Source organism: Sporosarcina koreensis (assembly GCF_042655825.1).
GTDB lineage: Bacteria > Bacillota > Bacilli > Bacillales_A > Planococcaceae > Sporosarcina > Sporosarcina koreensis.
In genome coordinates this window covers 246,141-252,737 of the sequence record NZ_JBHSNP010000009.1, presented here as the reverse complement: position 1 = coordinate 252,737, position 6,597 = coordinate 246,141, and the positions used below count along the sequence as shown (strand labels likewise).

Genomic DNA, 6,597 nt, shown 5'->3' with positions numbered 1-6,597 from the left:
CGTATCCAAGAAAAATTAGGCTACCTGACACCTGCAAAATATGGTGTAATGGCAGCCTAATCAAGGTGTTTTATATGTGTCTCATATGGCTAGGTCAGTCTAGAATCCGAGTGTGTTTTTTAATATGGGAAGCCGAATGGTCCGTAAAACGGCGCGTATCCAAACGGATAGCCGTATGGATATCCAAATCCATAAGGATAATAAGGTGTAGCTAACGTACTACCAAGGAGGCCACCTAAAGCCAAACCTCCTAAAAATGGCACTCCTAGCCCGAAACCGAATCCCGGCCCAAAGAATCTAGGGCCAAAACCGAATCCTGGACCAAAACGCCTAAAACCGAATCCTGGCCCAAAGCCTCTATGAAATCGTACCATCAATATCCCCCTTTCTCACTTATCCTATTCGTGACGGGCAAAGTGAGGAGGGACGGATGCCTATTGGACGGATCAATAACGCCAGGCAGCTGCGTCTTTATTACAACGTTAAGTTTTATGAGGCTGTATCTGTATCCGCCATCCGCTCAACAATTGTAGCTAGTGTACGGACCATGACACCTGTAGCGCCTTTCGGTCCAAGATCATGGGCTGCAGACGCGTCTGACGTGCCTGCGATGTCCAGATGGATCCACGGAGTGTCTTCCGCGAACTCACCGACAAAGCCACCACCAAAGATCATATGGCCATCACGGCCCGGTGAGTTGTTCAAATCGGCAACGTCGCTTTTTCGGATACGCTTCTTATCGTTTTCCGTAAGCGGCAATCTCCACACGAATTCGCCTGTTTCCAAAGATGCTTGCATGAACTCTTCAAAAAACGCTTCATCATTCGTCAACGCACCGGTCTTGTCGTTACCCAATGCAACGATGACGCCGCCAGTGAGCGTCGCAACATCGATCAGGTAATTCGCTCCTGATTGCTTCGCGTATGTGACTGCGTCGGCTAGAACAAGTCTTCCTTCCGCATCAGTGTTCAGCACTTCAATCGTTTTCCCGCTGAGTGACGTAATGACGTCATCCGGCTTGAAAGCTTCGCCTGAAATCATATTGTCCGTCGCTCCGATGACTGCAATGACGTTTTTCGCTGGGCGCAGCTCGCCGATGATATGCATCGCTCCAAGTACGGCTGCCGCACCGCCCATATCGCCTTTCATGCCGACCATGCCTTCACGCGGCTTCAATGAGTAGCCGCCGGTATCGTACGTCACACCTTTGCCTACGAGACCGACGACATCTTCCCATTGCTCAGTTCCCGCATATTTCAAGACGATGAGACGGGGCTCCTCGATGGATCCTTTATTGACCGCCAAAATTGCGCCCATGCCCAGTTCTTCCATCTCTTTTTTGCCTAGTACTTCAATTTCAAAGTCATATTTTTCCGCAAGGCCTTTGGCGTACTCCGCCATTTTCGTTGCAGTCAGGATATTTGGCGGTGTATTGACAAGCGTACGTGCCTCATTCACCGCATTTGCATATGTACTGCCCACTTCGAATGCCGCCTTCAATTCATCTTCGTCTGCAGTCGTCAAAAATGTCACTGCATCCAATGTGACTTCCTTCTCGTTTGAATCGGTTTTATACCCTGCAAATTGATATGAGCCCATGCCGATTCCTTCTGCAGCGGCAAAGACGACATCTTCACACGCCAATTCGTCGTTCGTAAATGGCGCTGTCCAGACGGCCACAGATGACGCTTTCGAAGCTTTCAATTCCTTGCCCAGTGCCGCAAATGCTTGACGCAAACGGTCTTCCGTCAGTTTTTTGGATGCTCCGACGCCGATGAATATGACACGCTCATAACCGCGTGCTTCCAAAGCAGGCATTTTACTGATTTTCTTGAAATCCGATTTAACATCACCGGCTTTGATCCAATCCATTAGACGCGGGCTGAACGAGTCGGCGAACGTTTTCCATCCTTCCACATTTTCCGGATGCTCAGGAACCCCCACAACTAACACTTCCGATTTCAAATTACCGAAATCAGGCTCAATAAATGATGTTTTCATTTGACTACCTCCCACTTTTCATACATCCTCTATTATATACCAACACCATGTCGAACCAAAATAATCATTCAAAAAAATCGGACTTTCGATTTTCACTGACAACTGATGTGGTATACTATCTGTATATTTTTCATTAGAAAAGGAGTGGAAACATGTCCTTATTGCAAAACACTCCGCTCCTCGCGGCATTATTTGCGATCTTCTTTGCTCAATTCGTCAAAATTCCGATCCATTTTTTATTGACGAAAAAACTGGACTGGAAGTTGATGACGTCAACCGGCGGCATGCCTAGCTCCCATTCAGCAGCCGTATCTGCGCTGACGACAGCGATTGCTTATGAAGTCGGCCTCGGTTCCCCGTTATTTGCGGTATCCGCCATTTTTGCGGTCATCGTCATGTTCGATGCGTCCGGAATCCGGTACCAGGCAGGCCAGCAGGCATTGATCATCAACCAAATGCGGCTGGATTTTCAAACCTTCGTGACAGAAGTGAAAGGCTGGCAACAAAAAGACGGGCAGCAAAAGATCATGGAGCTGAAAACCCTTCTCGGCCATAAACGAAGCGAAGTTTTTGCAGGTTCAATGACCGGCATACTCATCTCCGTCATTACTTATTCATTTATTGTTGTGTAAATCAAAAAAGAAGGTGATCCCTAGTTGGGACACCTTCTTTTTTGGTTACATTAGAACATCTGATACCCTTGTTTCCTTAACAGCTTAATGACAAACCCTGAAATAATGGCGCCAACGAGCCCACTTGCAAGAATAATAATATCGGCTGCATGAAGGGACATGATTTTTTCGCCAAGCAACCCGAATGAATGGCCCGGGTTTGTAAAATACTCAAAAAATCCCACTTCATCAATAATCAAAATGACGACAATCGGATAGACGATCGCCATCAACCACGTCATACGGAGCAGCATGTTCAGCAAGAAGCCTATTCCGAAAAACATGACCATGAAAATAATTATGGATAAAACGACATGTGTCAATGAAATTGTTCCCAATATATTTACCTCCGCTTTCCAATCATCATTTTACAGGAACGGATGGATGCTTTCAATCAATTTCGCCTGGGCGAAATTGCGTCGGGATTTTGAATTGCGCTCGCGCAATTAACTCCATTCAAAATCCCTGACATCCGCCGGAGGCTTTATCTTGATTTAGCAGGCTTTGGATTACCCTGATTAAGAAATTAAATCGCATCCATCCGATAACCTATAATGTAGTTTTATCTGCTAAATTAAGATAAATCGATGTCAATTCAATGATTTGTCGAAATTTGAACACTAATATTCATTTTTTATAAAAAAGCTTATAAGATGTGTACCCGAACCAATCACCGGGGTCCATCTGTTCCATTTCCAAAAGCCCCGATTCAATCGCCCTTTCCGCAATCTCATGGATCATGGCGGAGACATTGGGATCATCCTTCAATTCAAATGGCGTTTTCCAAGCGACTTCTGAAATCTCTTTTTCTTGGGGAATCAGCAGCTGATCTTCACGTACGGGACGCAATAGGAATATCGCCATGTTATCGCTAATCTCGCCATTCAGGATGCCTGTGCGGAAACCGACCATCCCTTCCAATTTGCAATCAAGTCCGGTCTCCTCTTTCACTTCACGGATTGCTGCTTGGTCGGCTGTTTCATTCCCTTCCACGAACCCCGCAGGCAGCGACCACATCCCTTTCAATCCGCTATACGTCTTTTTGACGACGAGCCACTCTCCGTTGCTGTTCATGACAATGCCCGAAGCACCGAGCCAAACATTTCCCCGTTTATTTTTTGACATACTTATCCCCCCTTGAAAAAGACACCCGCCACTGAATAGGCGGGTGTCTAATAGAGTATGATTGCAGTTCTTATTTAAGTAAGTTGAACTTACCTTTTTTAATCGTTAGGCCTAATCCACCGATCATGTAAAGGGAGCGGTTATCAACCATCTTTTTCATGAATGATGCTTTTTTACCCATCAATTTCTTACCGAAAGCGACACCGATTGCATCGTCGTCACCAAGGGAAGCGATAGCACCTTTAATATCCGGAACGAATTCAGACGTAGGGTTACCTTTGATCAATGCGATCAAGTTGTTCGCACACATATCACCTTGTTGCATCGCGATTTGCGCTGTCGGAGGATATGGACGGTTCGTTTCTTCATTGATCATCAATGCACAGTCACCTACGATGAATACGTCGTTGTGTCCTGGCGCACGAAGATCCTTCTCGACTTTAACGCGGGCACGCATATTCTCGATGCCTGTCTCTTCGATCAAGCGGTTGCCTCGGACACCAGCTGCCCATACAACTGTACCGGCTTTGATGAATTCAAACTCATCTTCGCCTTTTTTAATATTAACGCCTTCAGGAGTCGCTTCTACAACCGGGGTGCCGATCGAGAATTCAATTCCTTTAGCTTTCAATTGTCTTACTGCATAGTCAACCAATTCAGGATCGAATCCAGGTAATACCATAGGTGCCGCTTCTACACAAATGACGCGGACCTTCTCTTGAGGTACGTCGAACTCTTTGCAAAGTTCAGGGACGCGGTTACCAAGCTCCCCTAGGAATTCAATTCCTGTGAAGCCTGCTCCGCCGACAATAATTGTCAAACGGCTATCGTCTTTTTCATCTTCAAGAGACCATGTTGCAAATTGATATTCGATATGTTCACGGATTTGACGAGCTGCATTAACGTTAGCGATGGACAATGCATATTTGTCCAAGCCAGGAATGCCGAACGTTTCTCCTTCGAAGCCTAACGCAATGACAAGATAGTCGTAAGTATGCGTACCGACATTAGTAGTGACGACTTTTCCTTCAATATCGATTGCTTGAACTTCAGCTTGAACGAATTTTACTTTTCCTTCATTGATGACATCTTTGATATCATAGCGAACTTGTTCAGGCGATAATGTTCCTGCAGCCGCTTCATGAAGCCAAGTCGACTCGTAGTGATATTCATTTTTGTTAATGAGTACAATATCAGCCTCGTCAGTGCCAATGGATTTCTGCAAGTTGACGATTGTGGATAAACCGCCGTAACCCGCACCTAATACTAAGATTGTCGGTCTTTTCACGAAAATCGAAACCACCTTTATTTTTATTATGTGCCGGGTCCGTTGAAAATCAGTTCATACGACGATTTGCCCAGTCCTGGCATTTGCCTGCCTTTATTCGACAAACTTCTACTATTCAATAGTAGCGTTTTTACAAAACCTTTTCAACATCATAATGATAAAAATCATTAATTCGAATATAACAATAAAGCCCTCTCCATCCAGTTGAATCCTGAAGACTCATCCGGATGAGAGAGGGAGCTAGGTCATTACGTCCTGTTTTTCGGTAATTTTAATCGCAAGATTCCGGCGTGCCGACTTTCTTCGCAGTCCTGAATGAAGTTCCGCAGCCGCATGAAGCGATGGCATTCGGGTTTTCAATCGTGAATCCCCCGCCCATCAATGACTCCTTGTAATCCACCTTAGTCCCTTCAAGGATTCCCGCATCTTCTTTCGAAACAACGATCTGAATGCCATGTTGGGATAAGAGGAAATCATCCTCGGACTTTTCTGCTTCGAATCCTAAACCATATGTTAATCCGCTGCAACCTCCGCCATTTACCGCAACGCGAAGGAACGAACCTTCCTCACCGTTATGAGTCATCATTTCCTTAACATGAAATGCTGCAGCTTCAGTAATTTCAACATAGTGTTTCATTTACATCCACCTTCCCGCTTTTCCTCTATCATATCAATGATTCAACCGATTACGCAATCATCTTTACTCCAGTTGGTTGAAGATGGTGTATAATGAAAAGTATAGCACGAAAGGATGATGACGAATGGAAGTCGGTGCGACTTATGTCAAGAAAGTGGATTGCTTGAACTGCAAGGAGAAATTTACTACAACAAAAATCCGTTCACGCTTCGTTCGTGTAATCAAACATGAAGCTGACTTTAAACCTGTATATTCAGATGCACGGATCAATCCAATTTTATATAATGTAGCCGTTTGCCCCAAATGCGGATTTGCCTTCACCGATGAGTTTTCCAATTATTTTGCACCCGGTGTAAAGGATGAAATTGCTCAAAAAATCACGTCCCTTTGGAGCGGCAGATCCTTCGGGGAAGAACGGACAATCGACGAAGCGATCGAATCGTATAAACTCGGCTTTTTAAGTGCGAATGTAAAGAAAGAGAAGTCATTGACAATGGCGGGCATCATGCTGCGAATCGCTTGGCTATATGATGAGATGGAAAATCTCGAGTCTGCGAAGCGGTTCAGGAAAGTGTCACGAAATTTGTATACTGATGCGTATACTGCGGGGGATCATGCGGGGACACAGATGTCCGAGACGAGAGTTTTGTATTTGATGGCCGAGCTCTCGCATCAAATCGGTGATGAAGAAGCAGCAATCAGGAACTTTTCGAGGGTGATTGAAAACCAAAGGACCTCGACCGAGCCGCATATTATCGAGATGGCGAAAGAAAGATGGCAGGAAATCAGAGAGCAGCGCGAGAAAAGTGTTCAATCATAAATAATATGGCTCGCTTTGAGCGTGGAACGGTAGGCTTTGGGCGCATGAATATAAA

The 6,597-nt window shown here is 45.3% G+C and carries 8 protein-coding genes; 2 read left to right on the top strand and 6 right to left on the bottom strand.

Features of this window, described 5'->3' with window-relative positions; all coding sequences use genetic code 11:
* Positions 1–119: 119 nt before the first annotated feature.
* Both ACFPTP_RS05120 and ACFPTP_RS05115 read right to left on the bottom strand, forming a co-directional pair.
* Positions 120–374, bottom strand: coding sequence for a spore coat protein (locus ACFPTP_RS05120; protein ID WP_381442721.1), 255 nt, complete (start codon positions 372–374; stop codon positions 120–122).
* 115 nt (positions 375–489) lie between these two features.
* Complete coding sequence (locus ACFPTP_RS05115; protein WP_381442720.1) at positions 490–2,001, bottom strand: leucyl aminopeptidase; 1,512 nt, start codon at positions 1,999–2,001, stop codon at positions 490–492.
* A gap of 152 nt (positions 2,002–2,153) precedes the next feature.
* On the opposite strand from ACFPTP_RS05115, the gene ACFPTP_RS05110 reads away from it, so the two are divergent.
* Positions 2,154–2,633, top strand: a complete 480-nt coding sequence (locus ACFPTP_RS05110) for a divergent PAP2 family protein (RefSeq protein WP_381442719.1) — start codon at positions 2,154–2,156, stop codon at positions 2,631–2,633.
* Between the two features lie 50 nt (positions 2,634–2,683).
* Here the strand turns inward: ACFPTP_RS05110 and ACFPTP_RS05105 are convergent, their stop codons facing one another.
* The 4 genes from ACFPTP_RS05105 to ACFPTP_RS05090 form a co-directional block, all read right to left on the bottom strand.
* Positions 2,684–3,013: a YuiB family protein gene (locus tag ACFPTP_RS05105; protein WP_381442736.1), complete on the bottom strand. Its 330-nt coding sequence runs from the start codon at positions 3,011–3,013 to the stop codon at positions 2,684–2,686.
* 286 nt (positions 3,014–3,299) lie between these two features.
* Positions 3,300–3,797 carry an NUDIX domain-containing protein gene (locus tag ACFPTP_RS05100; protein ID WP_381442717.1) on the bottom strand — a complete coding sequence of 166 codons (498 nt, stop codon included), beginning with the start codon at positions 3,795–3,797 and terminating at the stop codon, positions 3,300–3,302.
* 70 nt (positions 3,798–3,867) lie between these two features.
* Entirely contained in the window at positions 3,868–5,085 is a 1,218-nt protein-coding gene (locus ACFPTP_RS05095) for an NAD(P)/FAD-dependent oxidoreductase (RefSeq protein WP_381442716.1), read from the bottom strand.
* A gap of 271 nt (positions 5,086–5,356) precedes the next feature.
* Entirely contained in the window at positions 5,357–5,722 is a 366-nt protein-coding gene (locus tag ACFPTP_RS05090) for a HesB/IscA family protein (protein ID WP_381442714.1), read from the bottom strand.
* 124 nt (positions 5,723–5,846) lie between these two features.
* Between ACFPTP_RS05090 and ACFPTP_RS05085 the strand changes: the two genes are divergently transcribed.
* On the top strand, positions 5,847–6,542 hold the full coding sequence (locus ACFPTP_RS05085; RefSeq protein ID WP_381442713.1) for a DUF2225 domain-containing protein: 696 nt from the start codon (positions 5,847–5,849) through the stop codon (positions 6,540–6,542).
* Positions 6,543–6,597 lie beyond the last annotated feature (55 nt).

Coding starts and splice junctions, on each gene's coding strand:
- ACFPTP_RS05115 (WP_381442720.1), bottom strand. CDS start 2,001: ATGAAAACATCATTTATTGAGCCTGATTTCGGTAATTTGAAATCGGAA.
- ACFPTP_RS05120 (WP_381442721.1), bottom strand. CDS start 374: ATGGTACGATTTCATAGAGGCTTTGGGCCAGGATTCGGTTTTAGGCGT.
- ACFPTP_RS05085 (WP_381442713.1), top strand. CDS start 5,847: ATGGAAGTCGGTGCGACTTATGTCAAGAAAGTGGATTGCTTGAACTGC.
- ACFPTP_RS05110 (WP_381442719.1), top strand. CDS start 2,154: ATGTCCTTATTGCAAAACACTCCGCTCCTCGCGGCATTATTTGCGATC.
- ACFPTP_RS05100 (WP_381442717.1), bottom strand. CDS start 3,797: ATGTCAAAAAATAAACGGGGAAATGTTTGGCTCGGTGCTTCGGGCATT.
- ACFPTP_RS05090 (WP_381442714.1), bottom strand. CDS start 5,722: ATGAAACACTATGTTGAAATTACTGAAGCTGCAGCATTTCATGTTAAG.